The 17,851-nt window shown below is 47.2% G+C and carries 18 protein-coding genes, 4 tRNA genes and 1 pseudogene; 4 read left to right on the forward strand and 19 right to left on the reverse strand.

Annotated elements, in window-relative coordinates:
• The first annotated feature begins 58 nt into the window (after positions 1-58).
• The gene (locus tag MJB10_RS22590) at positions 59-925 is read left to right on the forward strand and encodes a phytanoyl-CoA dioxygenase family protein (RefSeq protein WP_314798752.1); all 867 of its coding nucleotides are present in this window, start codon (positions 59-61) and stop codon (positions 923-925) included.
• 98 nt (positions 926-1,023) lie between these two features.
• On the opposite strand, the gene MJB10_RS22595 is transcribed toward MJB10_RS22590, so the two are convergent.
• The 8 genes from MJB10_RS22595 to MJB10_RS22630 all read right to left on the reverse strand — a co-directional run bounded on the left by MJB10_RS22595 (position 1,024) and on the right by MJB10_RS22630 (position 5,257).
• Positions 1,024-1,218 carry a hypothetical protein gene (locus MJB10_RS22595; RefSeq protein ID WP_314798754.1) on the reverse strand — a complete coding sequence of 65 codons (195 nt, stop codon included), beginning with the start codon at positions 1,216-1,218 and terminating at the stop codon, positions 1,024-1,026.
• Between the two features lie 296 nt (positions 1,219-1,514).
• Positions 1,515-2,255, reverse strand: a complete 741-nt coding sequence (locus tag MJB10_RS22600; protein ID WP_314798757.1) for a Fic family protein — start codon at positions 2,253-2,255, stop codon at positions 1,515-1,517.
• A gap of 143 nt (positions 2,256-2,398) precedes the next feature.
• Positions 2,399-2,480: transfer RNA gene (locus MJB10_RS22605), tRNA-Leu, on the reverse strand.
• Positions 2,481-2,495: 15 nt separating this feature from the next.
• Positions 2,496-2,567: transfer RNA gene (locus MJB10_RS22610), tRNA-Glu, on the reverse strand.
• A 146-nt stretch (positions 2,568-2,713) separates the two neighbouring features.
• A complete protein-coding gene (locus MJB10_RS22615; protein WP_314798760.1) occupies positions 2,714-4,456 on the reverse strand; it encodes a methyl-accepting chemotaxis protein in 1,743 nt (580 codons plus the stop codon).
• 140 nt (positions 4,457-4,596) lie between these two features.
• Positions 4,597-4,685: transfer RNA gene (locus MJB10_RS22620), tRNA-Ser, on the reverse strand.
• Positions 4,686-4,688: 3 nt separating this feature from the next.
• Positions 4,689-4,764, reverse strand: a tRNA-Asn gene (locus tag MJB10_RS22625).
• A 19-nt stretch (positions 4,765-4,783) separates the two neighbouring features.
• Entirely contained in the window at positions 4,784-5,257 is a 474-nt protein-coding gene (locus tag MJB10_RS22630) for a SprT family protein (protein WP_314798763.1), read from the reverse strand.
• Between the two features lie 139 nt (positions 5,258-5,396).
• Between MJB10_RS22630 and MJB10_RS22635 the strand changes: the two genes are divergently transcribed.
• The 3 genes from MJB10_RS22635 (at position 5,397) to MJB10_RS22645 (ending at position 6,890) form a co-directional block, all read left to right on the forward strand.
• Positions 5,397-5,750, forward strand: a complete 354-nt coding sequence (locus MJB10_RS22635) for a hydrolase/acyltransferase (protein ID WP_314798766.1) — start codon at positions 5,397-5,399, stop codon at positions 5,748-5,750.
• Positions 5,751-5,823: 73 nt separating this feature from the next.
• Positions 5,824-5,988: a cortex morphogenetic protein CmpA gene (gene cmpA / locus MJB10_RS22640; protein ID WP_314798769.1), complete on the forward strand. Its 165-nt coding sequence runs from the start codon at positions 5,824-5,826 to the stop codon at positions 5,986-5,988.
• A 275-nt stretch (positions 5,989-6,263) separates the two neighbouring features.
• The gene (locus MJB10_RS22645; RefSeq protein ID WP_314798772.1) at positions 6,264-6,890 is read left to right on the forward strand and encodes a hypothetical protein; all 627 of its coding nucleotides are present in this window, start codon (positions 6,264-6,266) and stop codon (positions 6,888-6,890) included.
• A gap of 314 nt (positions 6,891-7,204) precedes the next feature.
• On the opposite strand, the gene MJB10_RS22650 is transcribed toward MJB10_RS22645, so the two are convergent.
• From MJB10_RS22650 to MJB10_RS22700, 11 genes and pseudogenes are all read right to left on the reverse strand, one after another.
• Positions 7,205-9,475 (reverse strand): Tex family protein, encoded by a 2,271-nt coding sequence (locus MJB10_RS22650; protein WP_314798774.1) that lies wholly within the window; start codon positions 9,473-9,475, stop codon positions 7,205-7,207.
• A 91-nt stretch (positions 9,476-9,566) separates the two neighbouring features.
• Positions 9,567-9,917 carry a type II toxin-antitoxin system PemK/MazF family toxin gene (locus tag MJB10_RS22655; protein WP_028553893.1) on the reverse strand — a complete coding sequence of 117 codons (351 nt, stop codon included), beginning with the start codon at positions 9,915-9,917 and terminating at the stop codon, positions 9,567-9,569.
• Positions 9,918-9,920: 3 nt separating this feature from the next.
• Complete coding sequence (locus MJB10_RS22660; RefSeq protein ID WP_028553892.1) at positions 9,921-10,202, reverse strand: CopG family ribbon-helix-helix protein; 282 nt, start codon at positions 10,200-10,202, stop codon at positions 9,921-9,923.
• A gap of 213 nt (positions 10,203-10,415) precedes the next feature.
• On the reverse strand, positions 10,416-11,606 hold the full coding sequence (gene alr, locus MJB10_RS22665; RefSeq protein WP_314798789.1) for an alanine racemase: 1,191 nt from the start codon (positions 11,604-11,606) through the stop codon (positions 10,416-10,418).
• Positions 11,607-11,637: 31 nt separating this feature from the next.
• Complete coding sequence (locus MJB10_RS22670) at positions 11,638-12,966, reverse strand: YecA family protein (protein WP_314798792.1); 1,329 nt, start codon at positions 12,964-12,966, stop codon at positions 11,638-11,640.
• Between the two features lie 158 nt (positions 12,967-13,124).
• Positions 13,125-14,246, reverse strand: a complete 1,122-nt coding sequence (locus MJB10_RS22675; protein ID WP_397386554.1) for a LolA family protein — start codon at positions 14,244-14,246, stop codon at positions 13,125-13,127.
• A gap of 222 nt (positions 14,247-14,468) precedes the next feature.
• A complete protein-coding gene (locus MJB10_RS22680; RefSeq protein ID WP_314798798.1) occupies positions 14,469-14,753 on the reverse strand; it encodes a hypothetical protein in 285 nt (94 codons plus the stop codon).
• Positions 14,754-14,853: 100 nt separating this feature from the next.
• Positions 14,854-15,399, reverse strand: a complete 546-nt coding sequence (gene rfbC, locus MJB10_RS22685; protein ID WP_314798801.1) for a dTDP-4-dehydrorhamnose 3,5-epimerase — start codon at positions 15,397-15,399, stop codon at positions 14,854-14,856.
• Between the two features lie 165 nt (positions 15,400-15,564).
• Positions 15,565-15,690, reverse strand: coding sequence for a hypothetical protein (locus MJB10_RS22690; protein ID WP_314798804.1), 126 nt, complete (start codon positions 15,688-15,690; stop codon positions 15,565-15,567).
• Positions 15,691-15,788: 98 nt separating this feature from the next.
• On the reverse strand, positions 15,789-17,195 hold the full coding sequence (locus tag MJB10_RS22695) for an undecaprenyl-phosphate glucose phosphotransferase (protein WP_314798807.1): 1,407 nt from the start codon (positions 17,193-17,195) through the stop codon (positions 15,789-15,791).
• Between the two features lie 6 nt (positions 17,196-17,201).
• Positions 17,202-17,663 (reverse strand): annotated as a pseudogene (locus MJB10_RS22700) (glycosyltransferase family 2 protein); the annotation flags it as partial.
• Positions 17,664-17,851: the final 188 nt, after the last annotated feature.

Genomic DNA, 17,851 nt, shown 5'->3' on the forward strand with positions numbered 1-17,851 from the left:
CATCCGCTTAGAATGCTATTATTTTCTATATTACATCACATTATGGAGAGTGAGTAGCGTGATTATACAAAATAGAAGCGGAAGTTTAACTACCGAACAAACTCAGTTTTACGAGGAGCAGGGATATCTCGTCATCCCTAACTTGCTCTCTGAGGAAGATTTAGCTTCTGCTCGCGAGGCGATGACTCAGAAGGTCTCAATGATTGCGGATGAATTGTTCGCAGATGGTTTAATTTCTAACAAGCTGGAGGAGCGCCCTTTTCAATATCGTCTTGCCGAGCTTTTCCGAGGATTATCGGAGGAGAACTTCTTGAAGTACGGCAGAAGCTGGCGAGATCGTATCCCAGGCTATTTCACGCTCATGAGCAATCCCAAAATTTTGGATGCGGTTGAATCCTTAATTGGCAGTGAATTGTTCGCAAATCCTATCTACAACGTACGTCCTAAGGTACCAAAGGTGGCGGCGGGCGCAGTTCCTTGGCATCAAGATAAATCATATTGGCCGGATGCCAACGCTAACCCCGTCATCACGGTTTGGATCCCGCTCGTTGATGCGAATGAAGTCAATGGATGTCTTCATATTAAGCCCCGAACTCATCGAAAGCGTGTGTTAAAGTGGCATCGGGAAACATATTCGGGTACAGGCTATACAGCATTGAAAGACAGCCAACTCGGAAAAACAGAAACCGTTGCCTTGCCTGTGACGGCAGGAAGCGCCATTCTTTTCAATGATCGCTGTCTCCATATGTCTACGCCGAACCAGTCTAATGAAGTTCGCTGGAGCGTTGATCTTCGTTATCAGCCTACTGATCAAGATCCCATGTTGAACCAGGGCGTAGGCTTCCTCGCAAGGAGCCGTAAATATCCTTCCCGTGTAGCCACGCTGGAGGATTGGCTAGCAGGTCATCCGGAGCATACGGACTAAGTTAAGACGACCTTCGTTCCCCGTTTTTTGGGGAATGGAGGTCGTCTTTTATATCTAAAAACAGGCTCATGTATTCACCTCCCGTGATCCCCCTCCCCCTAAATCAGCTTCGAGTTTAACTCAGCTCCCCAGCACGATCTCCACCACAACCCCTTGCAACCTATCGCTGCAATCGACCGCATATAGCCCTGGTTCAAAGCAATCACCTCCCGCTTCACGCCATCAATCCGTACCTCCAACGGAACAGTCTTCGCATAAAATGCAAATCGACCGCCTTCCCGAAGGCGAATCAACGATCTTCCCGCTCCTTCCACACTTCCCACTCTCGCCCCACATCTCCATAACCGCATCGAGTGGCGTCACCGCTCCCTTAACAGGTGCTAGTAGAAAGAGCTTGCATTGTTCGGGATGTAGAACAAATGGGAAACGTTCACCCGCTTCCAGCACGCTTCTTTTCCCGGAAAAGTTGGGCGATCGCAGAAAGGGGATTGGCAAGACAATGGGATTTGGTGTGGAGAGGAAGCATAATAAAAAAACCTTCGCCGGGTAACGGGGAAGGTTTATCCAATTTTATAATTAAACATTCAAATCACTTTACCGCGCCTATGTATTTTTGCAAACCATCCTCAACACATTTGGAAATTAATCGCACGAATGGTATTATTTCATTTCGAATACTGGCATCTTCCAACGTCTCATAATATTTCAAACGAGCATCGTTTGCTGCTTTTACAATTGCTGGTGGAAATCCAAATTTCATTAATATTAAATTCATTAAAAGTCGCGCTGTTCGACCATTTCCATCAGAAAATGGATGAATATAAACAAAACGAAAATGAAATTCCGCAGCTAGTTCAACGGGGTGTAATTTATTTTTGTAATCATCGTACCATTGAATCAACTGCTCCATTTTCTCAGAGAGCACTGAAAAGTGTGGAGGTGTTTGTTGTGAGCCTGATATCCTAACGTTAACCATCCGATATCTTCCTGCATTCTCATCATCAATGTTCTTAAGGACGAGATGATGAATTGATTTTATAATATACTCAGTCAATTCCATGTTTCTATTCACAATATCCTGTACGTAACTAATCGCTTCTGAATGGTTTACAACCTCAAAATGTTCACGCAGCTTTTTACCGCCTATGGTTAATCCTTCTTCCAAGACTAATTTCGTTTCTAAAAGTGTTAATGTATTACCTTCGATCGCATTAGAGTTGTACGTCCATTCAACCCGAAACACTTGCTCTAAATTTCTTACCGCAGCTGGAGGCAGAGGGCGTAAAACATCTAATTCACTTTTTAATAGATCTATTTTAGAAAAGTCCACGTTAGCGCCCCTCCTTACATCATATTACCATTATATCACAGTTGGCTATAATTAGACGTTAAAGGCATGCACTCCAACGAAGTAGAAAGAAAAGTAGCTAAAAAAAAGAAAAACCCTTGATTATCAAGGGTTTTTCTTTGGGATGCGGTCGGAGGGATTTGAACCCTCACGCCTTGTGAGCGCCACCCCCTCAAGATGGTGTGTCTGCCGTTCCACCACGACCGCATAAGAGGAATAAAATGACCCGTAGGGGACTCGAACCCCTGTTACCTCCGTGAAAGGGAGGTGTCTTAACCACTTGACCAACGGGCCACATAATCGCCATGAAAGCTAAAAGCCCGTTAGGACGACAAGTGTTATTATATAGGATTCCCGTCCAGATGACAAGTGCAATTTGTGGAAGCCTCCCTACATCGCCAGAGTGAGACAACGTCATAGAGGCTTCCTAGCTGCCTGCACTACTTGGTTTTAAAATACGACACTGACTCGTTCAGCGTATCCACAACATTGCGCAACTGCTCAGCAGCCGCCGCAATATTCTGCATCATGGCCAGCTGTTCTTCCGTAGCCGCTGCGACCGTTTGGGATCTCGTCAAAATCTGGGACGAGCTTGCTGCTGCATGATCCATCGTCGCCGAAATCTCTTCAGAACTCGCCGACATTTGCTCAGTGATCGCGGAGGTCTCATGAATCTGTGTGACGATGTGCGTCACCGATTGCATTATCGTCTCAAAGCTTTGATTCACTTCCTGCATCATGTGCGAGCCAGCGCTTGCTTCCTGCTTCGTCATTTGCATCGATTCGGAAACGCTGGCGATCTCGACACGTGTCTCATGAATAAGCTGATTAATGCCATCGGCCGATTCAATAGATTGTGCAGCCAGCTTGCGGATTTCATGCGCGACGACATTGAAGCCTTTGCCATGCTCCCCTGCTCGGGCTGCCTCAATCGAAGCATTCAACGATAAGAGATTCGTCTGATTGGCAAAATTGGTGATACTCGAAGCAATGAGCCCGATTTCGTCGGATTTTCGCGTCAAGGATTGTACGGTCGCCGCCAACTGTTCAACAGAGTTCAACATGTTGGTAATCTGCGTCTGGAGCTTGGAGAGCAGCTCATTTCCAATCGCCGCATGTTGCGAAGTTAATGACGAGTGTTCCGCCATTACACCTGAATTTTCAGCTACCCGTTGAATCCCGATCGCCATTTCTTCCATGGCACGGCTCGTTTCCTCACTGCTCCGTGTTTGTAGTTCCACATCCTGTGTCATCTCTTGAATATTCGTAGCGACATGCTCTGCCGCGCTTGCCGATTCTTTGGCACTGCCCGAGAGATCCACCGAGGCATCCTGCACGAATTGCGTGTTCGACGCGATCGCACCGATTAATCCCTTCATTTTCGCCACCATATCATCAACCGACTCCGAAATCCGCCCAAACTCATCCTTCGCATACGAGGTCTGCGGTTCATGCCGCAAATCCCCCGCTGCAACCTGACTCGTAATGGTCAAAATCCGCCGTACCGTCGCCATAATTCGCTTAATGACTAGGCTGCCTGCAGCCGCTAGAAAAAGAACAACTATAGCTATACCGATATAGATGCTGCGCGCATTTACGTCACTATCCTCATGGATAACTTGAATACTTTCTTGCGCATAGCTATCCAGAGTTTCCCCGATAACGTTGAGGCCTTCGCGCCCTTTTTCGAACGCAGCCGTGAGCTTCGCATCATTCACAACGCCTTTACCAACGCTGCCCGCCTGTACGACGGCATTTGCCTCTCTAACCCATTGATCGAACGAGGTATGGAAACGGGCTGCGCTTTGTTCAATCGTCACACTCGACTGATTGTGGGCGCTTTGAAGTAAGTCTTTATCCTGTAAAATCGTAACAGCCTGCCCGACCCTCGTATTCGTTTGGTCAATATTGTCTTTCATCACTTTCAGCTGGCTGGCTTTCTCATCCCCGCTCAATGTGCCTGACACCAACAACTGATAAGCCGTCAAAGCTTGATACATATCCCGGTCGGCATTCAAAATCAGTGAGGTACTCTTCTCTGTCGTCTCATACAAGGAAGAGGTCAACGTATCTGTAGTGGATTGATTAATCTGCAGTAAATACACGCTCGTACCTACGTATAGCAAGGAAGGAATTAATACTAATAAAATGAGCCGTACACGTATTGATAATAATTTTGCCACTGTAATACCCCCATGGTGAATCATTTTTATCAACTATAGGGGACAAACGTTTGCTGGGTATTAAAAATTTGTTAGATATGATTTAGAAAAAAAACAAAAAAATAAGCCCGACGACTTGATGCCGTTGAGCTTATACGTGACGGAGAGAGAGGGATTCGAACCCTCGCACCGCTTACGCAGTCTAACCCCTTAGCAGAGGGTCCCCTTATAGCCACTTGGGTATCTCTCCATATGGCTCCCCGAACAGGACTCGAACCTGTGACAACTCGATTAACAGTCGAGTGCTCTACCAACTGAGCTATCAGGGAATGAACAAGTTTTATTTTATTATGAAGGTGATGTTAAGTCAAGAGTAACCAATTTCAATTTTCCCCGGCAATTACCACAAGCATACTTACTAACGTCCATTTTCCGCTTACGAAGATAGGCTGTTCGACACTTCACACATTCCAGTCGATATTTATAAGCTTGCTTGGCTCGTGGCTTGGGCAATGACTGGCAGTACCTCGAACCGCCGACTTGGGCTAGCAGCGTTTTGAAATCATGGTCACGATGCTTGTAGCCTCGCTTCATGATATGCAGGTGATAATGGCATAGCTCATGCTTAATAATTTTCTCGATTTCGTCTCGGCCAAACGTTTCCCACTGGTTCCAACTGATCTCGATATCATGTGATTTCATAAAATAACGACCGCCCGTCGACCGCAATCTGCGGTTAAAACGCGCCTGATGCACGAAGGGTCTGCCGAACGACGCCATTGAAATCTGCTCAATCCATTGCTGCAGCTCTTGATCTTCCATAGTACGACACTCCTACTGATACGTCACTACAACCATGCGCATGACAAGTTCTTACTTGAATTTGTACCGTATGTACCGCTATACTGTCAAGTAGAAAAGAAGATCGAAAGCCCTATACAGAGAGGATTTGAAAAGCTCCATGCCACAGATGCGCTATGCCATTCTCAAGCTTGACCAACAACTCGAATTCGTCGAAATGCCTTCCTCCTATTCCTACCAATTAACTGCTTTGAACCAACGTTTGCACAAAGAACTAGATAAATTGACAGCTGACCATGTGCCTCAATTGCCGCGTGTTATTGCTGAATGTGATGACCTGGAGTTGATCGGCCCATCGTACACGCTTACCAATGGCTTGGATTACATCAATCGTTTGGAGAAATCGTTCGCGGGTATCCAAGAGAAATCATATCCCCTGATCTCCTTACTGACAGAAATCCGCGCACTTCAAGCTCAGCTCGAGCAGTGGTACGAAGAGGAATTTGATCTCTAAAATGGAAGGACCTGCACCCATTATCCTTCACCTTCATATGCTATAAGTACATGGCAAAGAAGGGGATGGGCATATGCCTCAATGGCTTTGTAATCAATTAATGCGTGCCTTCCAGAACAAAAACCGTAGACAAATCAAATTATTGAATGAAAGCTGGTACTTTTACCGCACTCGCCGTTCACAGGAAGAATGGCCTGATGGCCAATCGACAGATGGACCGAGTAAACGTAAATTTTGATCAAAAAGCTAGTACTTGTGTCGACAAGTGCTGGCTTTTTTGCCTCGCGTACATAGAGATAATCTTGATGAATTCTTTAGTAAATCTTTAGTAAACATTTGGTAAATATTAGTTGCATATTTGAAATGAGCCTACTATACTGTAAATAATTGTAACATTAAGTCGAAAGCCCGAAAAAACAAATATTTTTACCAGCGAAGTGAAGCACACTTGGTCTGGCAGTTTCTGCTGCCGATCCAGTGTGTTTTTTTGTTTTAAAAAAAGGGGGAAACAGCATGCCGCAATGCAGCCGTGCATGGCTACGTAAAATGCGTGAAAAGCATCGCCGAATGAACATGAACAGCTATTATAGCGAAAAGTACTTGCAAATGATCGGCAAGAAAAGTCAAAAGCAAAGTAAAGAGCAAAACCATTCAGGAGTAAACCACTTAACCATGGTGCGGGAAGGAGCAAGTGCCTATCAATTGCAGCATGAGGTTAAAAAGAGTGAGGTGATTCAGAGGGACCGAAAGCATGAGTCTAAAAAAAGGGAGGTGAAGTCGAGGGAGTTTGCCAAAGTGGCTAAAAAGAGCGAAGTGAACTCTAGGGAGCCAATCAAGTCCAAGGGGAATGTGTTACCCTTCGCATCGTCAAAACAGCGCATGACAGCGGCTCCTTCTCCTGCTGAACGTGAGAGCGCGTTCTGGGAGCTGCGGAAGCAGTCCATCCTTCGCCTCGCCCATCGCCGCAACGGAAAAGTCAGGCTCCTAGACGTCGCGGCTGAATGCAACGTACATATCCAGATCGCTGCCGAGTGGCTCATTCGTCTCACCACAGAAGGCATCCTCTCGTTGGTCGCCAGCCATCGGCGGCACGCGAGGATTTATGTGGTGAATAACGCGGGAGGTGATGGTACTAGTTAGACGTTTGAGCGCCGATTGGCGGGGCTCGCGATCAGTTAAGGGTGGTCAACCACTCTTAAACTGATGGATTAACTTGTTTCTAGTGAAATAGCGGTGGTTGACCGCTTCTAAAGTTACCTTTGTGCCACGGTTGGTGATTAATGTGAGCAATTAAGGGTGGTCAACCACCTCTAAACTGATGGATTAGCTTGTTTCTGGTGAAATAACGGTGGTTGACCGCTTCTATTGAATTCTTTTGGAGGAGGTGGGGCTGACTATTAGTTTGATAAAAAAAAGCAGCCGAGAGCCCACGGCTCCCAGCTGCCTTACCTGATCTATTGTTGTGGCTTTTTCATCGTTAAGCCGACGCGGCCTTTCTTCTGGTCCACGTTAAGCACCCACACTTGGACGATATCCCCGACGGAAACGACATCCATCGGATGTTTCACGAAGCCGTTCTTGAGCTGGGAGATGTGCACCAGCCCATCGTTCTTGATGCCGATATCGACGAAGGCGCCGAAGTCGATGACGTTGCGTACCGTGCCGGTCAATTCCATGCCCGGCACAAGGTCTTCCAACTGCAGCACGTCGGTGCGGAAGATCGGCGCGGGGACTTCGTCCCGCGGATCCCGCCCAGGCCGCTGCAGGCTGTCTAGGATGTCCCGCAGCGTCGGGACACCTACGCCCAGCTTCGGAGCCAGTTCCTCTGGCTCCACCGTCCCCAGCAGCGCTAGCAGCTGCTGTGAACCCAGCTGCGCGAGCTCGACGCGCAGCTCCTTGAACAACCGATCCACCACGTCGTAAGACTCCGGATGGATCGGGGTGTTGTCGAGCGGGTTCCGGCCGCCTGGAATCCGCATGAACCCGACACACTGCTCGAAGGATTTCGCGCCGAGGCGCGGAACCTTCGACAGCTCCTGACGGGAGCTGAACTTGCCATTCTCCTCGCGATACTTCACGATGTTTTTCGCCAGTGTCGCATTCACCCCCGACACGTACGACAGCAAGGACGGGGACGCCGTGTTCAAGTCCACCCCGACATGGTTAACGGCCGATTCTACAACGGCCTTCAAGTTCTCGTCCAGACGTTTCTGCGAAACGTCATGCTGGTACTGTCCGACGCCGATTGCTTTCGGCTCGATTTTCACAAGCTCCGCGAGCGGGTCCTGCAGCCTCCGCGCGATCGAAATCGCGCTCCGCTCCGCCACGTCGAGCTCAGGAAACTCCGTCTGCGCCAGCTTCGACGCTGAGTATACGCTCGCGCCCGCTTCGCTGACGATCAAGTACTTGAGCTTCCGCTCCTTGATCTCACCGATCAGCTCCGCAACGAACTGCTCCGTTTCACGGGACGCCGTTCCATTCCCGATCACGATCAGCTCCACGCTGTATTTGCTGATCAACTGCTTGAACTTCGCCTTCGCTTCCGCCACCTTATTGTTCGGTGGCGTGGGGTAGGTGACGGCGATTTCAAGCATTTTGCCGGTGTCGTCGATGACAGCCAGCTTACAGCCTGTCCGATAGGCTGGATCGACACCAAGGACGACATGGCCCTTGACGGGCGCTTGCAGCAGCAGATTACGCAGATTTTCCGCGAAAATCTTAATCGCCTGCTCCTCGCCCATCTCCGTCATTTCGCCGCGCACCTCGCGCTCGATCGAGGGTGCGATCAATCTTTTATATGCGTCTTCCACAATCGACCGCAGCACGTCACGCACCACGGAATCGCCTCTTACGATTTGACGCAGCATGAAGTCATGGATTTTGTCAGCTTGCACATCTAAGCCAACCTTTAGAATCTCTTCCCGCTCCCCGCGATTAATCGCGAGAATCCGATGCGGCGGCATCCGCTTCACAGGCTCTTGATACGCGTAGTACATCTCATAGACGGACTCTGCTTTGGCATCCTTCGCTTCTGTCCGTAAGATCCCGTTATCCTGCGTGTAGCGGCGCACCCAAGCCCGGATTTTCGCATCATCCGCGATATTCTCCGCTAGAATATCCATCGCGCCTTGAATTGCCTCTGCGGCGCTTCCAACCCCCTTATCCACGTTGACGTAGCGCTCAGCTTCAAGTTCCAGCGAGCCTTGACGCGGCTGCTTCCATATCCACATCGCCAGCGGCTCTAGTCCGCGCTCCTTGGCAACACTCGCTCTGGTCTTCCGTTTCTGACGGTAAGGGCGGTACAAATCCTCGATTTCCTGCAGCTTCGCTGCTCGTTCAATCGCCGTGCGCAGCTCGTCCGTCAGCTTGCCCTGCTCATCGATCAGGCGGACAACTTCAATCTTCCGATCCTCGAGATTACGTAAGTATTGTAATCGCTCCTCGATATCCCGCAGCTGATTCTCGTCCAGCTCCCCCGTCATTTCCTTCCGGTAACGGGCAATAAAAGGGATCGTATTGCCCTCATCCAAGAGGCCCATTGTCGTCTTCACTTTGCCTGCTGGCAGCCCAAGTTCAGCGGAGATTTGCTTTAGGATTCGCTCCTGAATCTCCGCCTTCTTCTCCTCCGAAATTTGCAGCTTCTCACGAGGCTCCTCATACTCACTTGCTTTGGGTTGTTGCCCTTCTGACCCTGCTTTCACATTGAGTTCTTCCACGTTCGCCATCAGTCATACCTCTCCTCTATGTATCGTATGTATATGTATGTACAAACCAAAAAACGAGGGTACCTTCGCCCTCGTCCGTTCCAGACCCTATTTAAAATTCTATCAGACCCACACTTATTTGCAAAGCGTCGTCAACCTTTCGCATCGTTTCTTCATCCAAATGCGTAATTTTGTCCGTTAGCCTTTGCTTATCGATCGTTCTGATTTGCTCAAGCAGAATGACCGAATCACGATCGAAACCGTGCGTTTCCGCATCAATTTCCACATGCGTAGGAAGCTTTGCCTTCTGGATTTGTGCTGTAATCGCTGCAACAATCACGGTGGGGCTAAAGCGGTTGCCGATATCATTCTGGATCACTAGAACAGGACGGACTCCACCCTGCTCAGACCCTACAACCGGCGAAAGATCTGCGAAAAACACATCGCCACGTTTCACAATCACGTCTTACACCCCGCTTACTAAGCGATCAAGCGTTCCGTCCGCTTCTTCCTCCGCTTGAAAAGCTTCAGATGCCATGCTGAGATTTATTTTCGCCATTTCCATATACCCACGCTGCATGGATTCGCGTAGACTGCGCTTTTTGCGTTCAATTAAATACAGCTTCATTGCCTGACGAATGAATTCACTCCGGTTGGAGTTCTCCTTCTCAACAATCCCGTCCACTTCCTGCAACAGATTGTCAGGCAAGCTAATCATGATCCTTTTCGTATTATGCGCATTACTCACACTCTCGCACCCCCAGAAACGATACAAAGACAATATTACCAGTATGGCATTTCAAAAACCAAATTATACAATAGATATATGCCTAGGGTATATCAATTATGCTACACCAGAGGATATAAGATTGTTATTGCATACTATTCTATATCCGATTATGAAAATCCTCTCCATGAGCTGCCTAATTGGCATGGTAATTTCATGAAAATTCATTTCCCCCTAGTAGCGATGACGCATTAGCGGGTTTAGAGCCTCGACACGTTCCCCGTTTCGCACGTATACACGGGCAACCCGATGTGAAATCATGCAAATGATTTCATAATTGATCGTCCCCAGCTGGTCAGCGACATCCTCCGCGGAAATCCGCTCTCCTTCCTGCTCACCAATGAGTACAACCTCATCTAAGGCCTGCACGTCAGGTACGTCCGTTACATTGATCATACATTGATCCATACAAATGCGACCGACGATCGGCACTCTTTTGCCTCGGACCAGTACCTCTGCTTTGCCTGAAAGCATTCTCGAATACCCATCCGCATAGCCAATCGGCAGCGTTCCGATCCTCTCATCCCCTTTGGTATGATAGATCGTTCCGTAGCTTACGCCTGAGCCTGCTGGCAGCGTTTTGAGGTGGACAATCCCTGTTTTGAGACTCAGCACAGGCTTCAGCTCGATCTTCGATTGATCGACATCCTTGGAGGGGTATAAGCCATACATGGAAATTCCCAAACGCACCATCGAATACGTTAATCCTGGCAAATCGATCGCCGCCGCGCTGTTCCCCGCATGAATATAAGGAAACGCGACACCTTGATCAGTAAAATAGCTCACGATTCGCTCAAAGCGAGCGTATTGCTCGAGTGTATACGTCTTATCCACTTCATCGGCATTTGCATAATGGGTAAACAGGCCTTCTACTTCCACATTCGGCAGCGTCAGCGCTTCCTCAATAAAAGGGATCGCATCTGCTTCTGTATGCAAACCGAGCCGCCCCATCCCTGTATCCAGCTTGATATGGATTTTCAACTTTTTCTGAGTTGCGTTCTCAGGCTTACGACTTTGCTCTTTGAGCGCTTCTAACACATCTCGGCTATATACGGCAATCGTGACATCCAGTGCTCGCGCACGATTAATCCCTTCTGGCGGCGTATAACCTAGAACCAAAATGGGTGCGGTTATCCCAGCGTTTCGAAGTTCCAGCGCTTCATCAAAGAAAGCAACACCCAAATAGTCAACGCCCGCGGCGAGAACCTCTTTGGATACCTCTACTGCCCCGTGTCCGTAAGCATCCGCTTTAACGACTGCCATCTGTTTCATCCCTGCAGGCAGTACCTTCTGAAATTGTTCAATGTTGCTTCGCAGCGCATCCAATGAAATTTCTACCCACGTGGGCCGATAAAATGCATCCACCAGCGTTCACCTCTTTTATCCAAATCCATATTTATAAACAGCACTTTTTGTACTTTTTGCCGCTGCCGCAGGAGCACGGGTCATTACGTCCGATTTTGGCTTCTGCTGCAACCGCCACAGGGGCACTATTCAAAACGTAAGCCGCTTCATTCACAAAATACCGAAAAACGCGGTTACCTGACTCTTGAACTGCCATCAGGGCTGGCTGCCGCATAGACCCATATTTCATTTCGGATTCAGGCGGATACGTTGCTGTGATCAATCCAAAGCGCACCAGCACCGTTGCAACCGCGTGTAAAAACACATCTACACCCGTATCCAGCAGGATGCCGGATTGTCTATGCTTCTTCCATTCCTGATCTACGATGTGTTCACGCTTCACTGGCCAGCTTGCTAATACACTCGCAATGGCTCTTCGCCAAGCCTGAATATCTTCGGGACGACCGCCCTCATTGACTTCCTGCAGAATTCCCCAGTTCACTCGATTCCATAGCGCATCCAAGAGAATGGTCGCTTGTTGCTGCTCAGAAAGCGCCAAATAGCTATCGACCTGCTTTTCGTTCATCTCGAGCTGAATACCTTCAACCGTCATGCCTAACACGATGGCTACATAGAAAAAGAATTGAAACACAGGCTCCTGATCCTGATTTAACGTCGGTTTGCGGATCAGCTTCATGTTCAACTGCTCATCCAGCTCGTGCCAGAACTTCCGAGGCAAATGCTTGCGCGCAGCGGACAGCTTCACGTTGCTTCCCTTGCGAACAGCTTCCAGAAACGCTTTAAATTCAGATACAATTTGCGGGACTGCTGTCCGCCCATCCATCCAAAGCTGCTGCAGCTTCGTGTCAACTACAAGCGGTTTCAGCTTCCTTTTGTCAGGCGGCGTCTGTTGTTCGATGTGATATTCGATGTCGTTGGAGTTCAGCCAACGCTCCAGGGCGTAGTCATTATCTGCGTGCATGTATTCATCGAATCGTTCGTCGAAATACGATTTATATTTGCAAACTTCAATCATTGAAGTGTATTGTTCTTTTGAAATTTTTGATGTCGTTTGAAGGAATTGAATCCACTTTTTGAAAGAAGTCAAATAGGCTCCGATATCGGATTCCTTGGTTGTCAGTACATGACTGATTAAGAATCTGCCTACGAAATCGACAATCGTTTCACCTGTTACATCCGCATAGCTAATTTCATAACGCACGAAGTATTCTGTCATCACAAAATCCATGCGAAACACATGCTTCTTGACAGTGTCTTCCTTTAACTTCCCCTCTTCGATCAAAAACACTTCGAAAGCCTTCGTCTCATTTTCCCAAAACTGTCGTTGCTGTTCCCAAGTTATTTCTTCCATGTTTGTCATCCTAAACACTCCAATTATCTATTCACTCCAAAGTTGCATTATACCAAAAAAACTCCCTTTCGTGGGAGTTGGTTAAAACTTCTTATGTTTTTATTTCTTAAAATGTGAAAAAACATAGAAAGGCCCCTGCACCAAACGGTACAGAGAGCCTTATTCTACTACTTACCAGACTGACCGTCTGTCGCCATGGCTACTTGAATCATTTCATTCGTCGGCATATCGCCTGAGAACATACGGTACTCGACTCCGTCATTGGTCCATGTGAGCGTTCTAGCTCCGTCCTTAGCATCTGCTCCGGTAAGAACACCGATCGTAAAACCGAGATCCACGATATCGCCTGGCTGCAACGCTACGGCCTTCGCTTGAGGTCTTACCTCGATCAGATTAAAGTTGTATTTCCCTTTGTATCTGAGTAGAACCGCAGCATCTTGACCCAGCTTCATATCACTGATGTCCTGCTTCACAACATCCTTCGGCAAGTAATACGGCTCGACGATACCAATGCTTTGCGCTTTTGCCGTTGTTTGTGCTGATTTGCTCGCGTCTGGTTTCGTTGCCCCAGCCGCCTTCGAATCGGCTTGTGTCTTGGATTGGTCAGATTGCCCGCCTGTTGCGGACAGATTTTTGTCCGTCACCGATTTGTCGCTTGGGTGATCGGCACCCGTTGCCGCTACATCGGACATTGTCGGCATTGTTTGCTGCATGTTCCAGCTCGTCATGTTGCGCTCCATTTGGAAATAATCCTTATCGAACTTCGTATCGAATTCAAAATTCGTGAACGTCACTTGCACCAACACATTTTGATTCGCATCGGAGACTTGCACCTGTGATGGTGCCAGCGTTTTCTTATTCAGCCAAATTTTCTGGCGGGACAGCTGCTCATTCTGATAGTTCGCGGCAACGTCAAATACGTAGGCATCCTTCTCCGTCGTAAATTGACGATCCTTGTCCGCGATAATGCTTTTCGCTAACGATTGGAACAGATACACTTGGCCTTGATTCTCTGGCCATTCGCTTTGGAAGCGGAAGCTCTTCTTGAGGTGCGGTGTCAACACGAACACGCCTTCCTCATTGCGCAATACAATCTGAGTGACATCTTTCGTTGCATTCGTAAGGGAAATCCGATAGAAATGCTCAGGCGAGAACGCCACCTCAACCTGATACTCCTGCGGCTGCTGCCCTGTGTTCAGAATCATACTGCCTGATGCCTGATAGCTGCTCGACTTGCCCATCACATGATCCAAATCCTTGACGATAGATCCTGCATCCCTTTTCCCCATCCCGCATCCTGCGAGAACCAATGCTACGCACATTACCACGGCTAACACCCATGTGACCCGGCGCATTCGATCATCCCCTCACTCATGATTAACTTTCCTCATGGTACATGCATATGAGGGGACTTGTTCGATTATGCAGACGAGTCTAGGCTTGTTCGAAAAGAGTTGCAGTTGATTGCCATTTAAGAAAAAGAGCAAGATTAGAATTATCTAATCCTGCTCTTACTTGGCTAATTTAAGTGTTCGAATACTTGCCGCGTGCTCCATCATGGTCACCGCAATGCCAGCAATTTGCTCGCCTTGTTGAATTTGAACTTGTTTGACTTCTTGTAACGAAGTATTTACTGCATTTAATCTGATGTCCATTGAGTCTAATCGATCTTCCACACGGCTTAATCTTCGATCCATATTTTCAACTCGATCTTTAATCGCTGTTACATCGGCACCTATTTCATTGATTCTTCCTAACATTGCACTTAAAAATTCACGGTCTGTCATCTCAGCCACGACATTCACTCCTTGTCACAACAAGCATTCTTATTTCATTATAACTCAGTGTCGTATTAAAAAGCACTACCTTTCGACTTCCATAACCCATCATATCATTTCAAAAATGAATCTCCGCAACCTTTAGTAACGGATGCTTTTCATCCTTTTGGGATAAAATAGGGCTGGTTGTCGGCCACGTTATGCCGATAGCCGGATCATTCCACAGAATTCCTCGTTCATGCTGTGGTGAATAATAGGCATCCACCTTGTACAACACCTGGGTCCGCGGCTCCAACGTACAGAACCCATGGGCAAAGCCCTGCGGGACTAACAATTGCCGCTTATTCGCGGCGCTTAGCGTGACTCCAACCCACTTGCCAAAAGTCGGGGAATCTGGACGAATATCAACTGCCACATCATAGATCGCGCCTGATATCACACGAACCAGCTTTGTTTGTGCATGCGGATGCAATTGATAATGCAAGCCGCGCAGCACACCAACTTCTTCTGAAAGTGAATGATTATCCTGTACAAATGTTGTAGTAATCCCTAACTCCGCCAGCTTCCCGGCATGGTAACTTTCCATAAAAAAGCCCCGATGATCCTCATGCACCTCAGGTTCAATAATAAGAAGGCCCGCAATCACTGTGGACGTGAGCTTCATGATTTCATTCACCTCTTTCGACTATCCTATGCGAAAAGGGAGTCAAAAGCTTCGGACATTCGCTTGCTATAGGATTATACCAATACCTGAATGCAAAAAGACTGCTGATAGCCTCACAGCCTCAGCAGCCTCACTTGTATAGTTGTACGCGACGTTTGCATGCTTTTACCACATGTACACAATCCCCGCAATAATACATGCCCAGATCAGGGACCCGAACAGCACACCGACAATCAAACCCTTGCCAACCAACACCTGATCTTCATGGTAAGCGTCTTCATGATCGATCATATCCAAAACCTCCCCGCCTACTCAGTATATGCAATAGTATGGGGAAAATGTTGGCGAATCATGCAAGGGAATGTGATAATTTTTATTACAAATTCCGATCAATACGCATTTTTGTTGATAAAGCCATTAATGACAGTTCTCCAGATAATCTTAATGTCAAAAAGGAACGTCCAATTTTCAATATAGAAAATATCGTGCTTAATGCGTTCCTCAATCGATGTGTCGCCACGCAGGCCATTACTCTGCGCCCATCCGGTAATACCTGGCCGAATATGATGCTTCACCATATACTTCGGCACTTCTTCCTTAAATTGTTCCACGAAGTAAGGACGCTCCGGCCTTGGCCCAACCACACTCATGTGCCCGAATAGCACATTGAAGAACTGCGGCAGCTCGTCGAGGCTCGTTTTGCGCAGGAACGTGCCCACCTTCGTCCGCCGTGGATCATTTTCAACCGTCCACTCCGTGTTCGCAACTTGGTCCCCCAACACCTTCATGCTGCGGAACTTGTACATCATGAAGTTTCTGCGATTCAGGCCCACACGTTCTTGTTTGAAGATGATGGGGCCTTCGGACGAGATTTTGATGGCGATGGCTGCGGCTAGCATGACGGGCAGAGTGATCAAGATCGCCATAGAGGCGAAGAAGATGTCGAAGGTGCGTTTGAACAAGCGATTTCGAAATTCATCCAAAGGAATATCACGTACATTAATCAACGGCATATCCGCGAAATTGTCGAAATACGGTCTAGATGGTAGGAAATCATAAAAGTCAGGAATGATGAGCGTTTTGACCCCTATTTTTTCGCAAACATTAATGATGCTTCCGAATTTCTGATGGGCGTCCAATGGGAGCGCGATGATGACTTCGTCTACAATTCGATCATTTAGAATCGACTCAAGCTCATCAATCTTACCGATAATCGGCTTGTAGCTTTGGTAGGGCAGCTCATGCTTTTCTTGGTAATCATCGAGGAAGCCAACTACCTCATAGCCTAATTCGGGATGTTGTTTCAGCTTGGAATAGAACTTGCGACCAAGCGAGCCTGCACCGAGGATGAGAATGAATTGCTTGTTATAGCCCTTTTGACGGGCGCGTTTGAGTGAAGTTTTGATAAAATATCGATAAGCGCTGATAACCAGAATATTGTTTACTAGAAAAAGTAAGAGATACGACCGGGATACATCCACTTCTTTGAGAATAAAAAGAACACTTAACAGCATCAGTAGGCTGAATACGTGCACTTGAATGATTTTCAAAACCTCGAAGGAGAAACGTTTCCTTCTTTTTGGTGTGTAGAAATTAATTAAATAGCTTATAAAGATAGCAATAATAGCGTATGTAACGCTCCACATTACGTAGTGTTTAAAGGGCAACGAAGAGCCATACGGTATCCAGCCGCTTTTAAATTTTAACCACCATGACAAAAGGAAGACAAGCTGAATACAGACGAAATCCGCCAATGCGTACAGCTGCGTCAGAAAGCCTTGACTTTGTCGTATCAAACGGAATCACCTCGCTGGACGTAATTTATTTCTAACTAGAGACAATACAAACTTTAAACCCACGCCTACGTACACCAAGAAATTCGTCATCCATGAATACCTCTTGCGGTAGTGCTTATTGTGGAACAAAATCATCGCTCTGTGAAACTCAAAGATGATTTTATACGGCTTACGGCGGCTACTTGCCCCTTTGTGATGGACAATTTGAGTACGAGGATAATAATAGTTGATCCAGCCCGCTTCTTTTATTCTATAACACCAATCGATATCCTCGCCATACATAAAAAATGTCTCATCCAGCATACCGACTTGATCGATCGCTTCGCGGCGTATAAGCATAAAAGCACCTACAAGAGAATCAATAGGATAGGCTTCATCTGGGTTTAGGTAGCCCAATTGGTACTGATTGAACCGTGGTACGTTTGGGAATAGCTTCGAGAAGCCAAACGCATATAGCCAAAAGACGCTGACGAGGTGGATAACCGCTCTAGATTAATATTGAGATAAATGCGGCGTGATCTAATACTGCTGTTTAACTATTAAAATAATACTTAACATTATAATACGATAATTCACTTCAAAAAAGCCACTCTATACTAAGAGTGACTTTTTATTAAACACGACTGTTTCTAGTTTTGAAAGATATTGTACGAAAT

The organism is Paenibacillus sp. MBLB1832, from assembly GCF_032271945.1.
Taxonomy (GTDB): domain Bacteria; phylum Bacillota; class Bacilli; order Paenibacillales; family NBRC-103111; genus Paenibacillus_E; species Paenibacillus_E roseopurpureus.